The organism is Phormidium sp. CCY1219, assembly GCF_055795085.1.
Map to the genome: position 1 here is coordinate 1 of NZ_JAYFEQ010000164.1, position 2,295 is coordinate 2,295.

The 2,295-nt window shown below is 50.5% G+C and carries 1 protein-coding gene; it reads left to right on the plus strand.

Annotated features, from left to right (window positions below):
* Positions 1–118: 118 nt before the first annotated feature.
* A complete protein-coding gene (locus AC0QH1_RS00905) occupies positions 119–1,939 on the plus strand; it encodes an asparagine synthetase B family protein (RefSeq protein WP_324628843.1) in 1,821 nt (606 codons plus the stop codon).
* Positions 1,940–2,295: the final 356 nt, after the last annotated feature.

Below are 2,295 nucleotides of genomic sequence, written 5' to 3' on the forward strand. Positions count from 1 at the left end.
AGGGGGGACGCTTGGGGGGATTCTTCTGAGGCTAAATCAAATCCCCCCAAACCCCCCTTTGAAAGGGGGGCTTAAGAATCTGGTTTCATCGTAGAACTTTATTAAAATGGTTTAATCCATGAGTGGCATTGTCAGTCTTGTCAAAGAAGATCGCAGTCCATGCGATCGCCCGCTTTTAAATCAAATGACCGAATTTCTGGGATTTCGCGGCCCCGACGCCCAACAGGTGTGGTGTCAGGGTTCTGTGGGACTCGGACATACTCTGTTGCGAACTACCGCACAAAGCGATCGCCAACCCTTGAGTGTACCCGAAGGGGACTCCCAGTGGATTGTTGCCGACGCCCGCATCGACGATCGCGCCAACTTGCGGCAAAAATTATGCGATCGAGGTTGCCCAGTTGCCGAGAACATCTCCGACGCCCAACTGATTTTACACGCTTATCGAGTCTGGGATACCGCTTGCGTCGAGCATCTCATGGGAGATTTTGTCTTTATTATTTGGGACGATACCAAGCAACGGCTATTTTGCGCCCGAGACCACTTTGGCATCGTGCCTTTTTACTATGCCCGAATTGACAAAACTCTGATTTGCAGCAATACCCTCAACTGCATTCGTCTGCATCCAGGGGTTACGGCGAAATTAAACCAACGGGCGATCGGAGATTTCTTGCTATTTAACATGAATATGGCATGGGATACCACCAGTTTTGCCGATATTCGTCGCTTGCCTCCCGCCCATACATTAACCTGGACGCGGGGAAAACTAGAAATTCAACCCTATTGGCAATTACCCCGCTGTTTGCCGTTAATTCGCTATCGGCGACAAGAAGAATATGTGGAACATTTTGCCGAACTATTTCAGCAGGCAGTGGCAGACCGCTTGAGGTCGGCGACCGTTACCACTCATATTAGTGGCGGCATGGATTCGACCAGTGTCGCTGCCACCGCCTATCAAGTGTTAGAAGAAAAGGGGAAACCGTTTGAGTTTCACTCTTTTACAATGAGCGATCGCTCGATGATGCCGGAAGAAGACACCTATGCAGCGATGGTCGCCAAACATATCGGCATTCCCATTCACGTTCTCGACGGTTCCGGTTACATTTCCGCCATCCCGCCAAAATACCCAGAAACTCCCATTCCCGAACCGGCTGCTGGCATTCCCGCCCGCAATTCCCAACTCGAACTCGCCAAAAATTGTGCCGCCAAAGCACCCGTCGTCCTCACTGGATTTGGGGGCGATCCGGGATTGCGATTTGGGGAATTCTTCTGGTTAGAATGGTTCAAACATGGCTTATTTGCCCAATGGGTTGCCGTACAATTCCACGCCATATCCTTATATCGACATCCGTTATTTTATTGGCGGCGCGGCTTGGGATATTGGCGCAAAATTAGCCGTGCAAAACAGTCCTTTCCCACTTGGGTAGAACCGAGTTTTTCGCGACGGCTAGACTTATCGGCGCGACAGCGAGAAATCGGCGATGACTCTGTAGACAAAATCTCTCGGTACGGCATGGCTCACTCGCCGTTTTGGTCGAATTTATTTGAAACTTTAGAGCCAAGTTACACCGGCGTAGCAATTAAACACTATCATCCATTTTTCGACTTGCGCTTAGTCAATTATCTGATTGCGATTCCCCCAGTACCTTGGTTGGTGAATAAAAATATCTTGCGTGAAGCGATGCAAGAAAAGTTGCCCCAACAGATTCTTCAGCGACCGAAAAAAGTGTTTCACTTTCAAGATACTTATTCCCCTATGATGCGGAATATGGTGGATGTCTGGATTGGGGATTTGTTGCAAAATACCCCAGGGTTGTCGGACTATGTAAATTGCGATCGCTTATTGGCCTTGTTGACATCTCCGTCACCAATTTCTCCGCCTGATATTATTGCCTTGGAACGGACTTTGCTCTTCGCTTATTGGCTGCGAAGCTTAGAGTAGTTATATCCCCCCAAACCCCCCTTTGGAAGGGGGGCTTCGGATCATCCCCCCAAACCCCCCTTTGAAAGGGGGGCTTAAATATATTTCATAATAGCGAGGGCTATTCGTAGGGACACGGCACTGCCGTGCCCTAATTTTTGACGGCGGGATAATCCGGTTCCCCCCTTTCAAAGGGGGGCTAGGGGGGATAAACCGGGGCTAGGGGGGATAATCCAATTCCCCCCTTTCAAACCGGGGCTAGGGGGGATAAACCGGGGCTAGGGGGGATAATCCGGTTCCCCCCTTTCAAACCGGGGCTAGAGGGGATATCCGGTTCCCCCCTTTCAAAGGGGGGCTAGGGGGGATAAACCGGGGCT

Bases quoted from the DNA above. Each gene is read 5' to 3' on its own strand.
- AC0QH1_RS00905 (WP_324628843.1), top strand. From the start codon at position 119: ATGAGTGGCATTGTCAGTCTTGTCAAAGAAGATCGCAGTCCATGCGAT.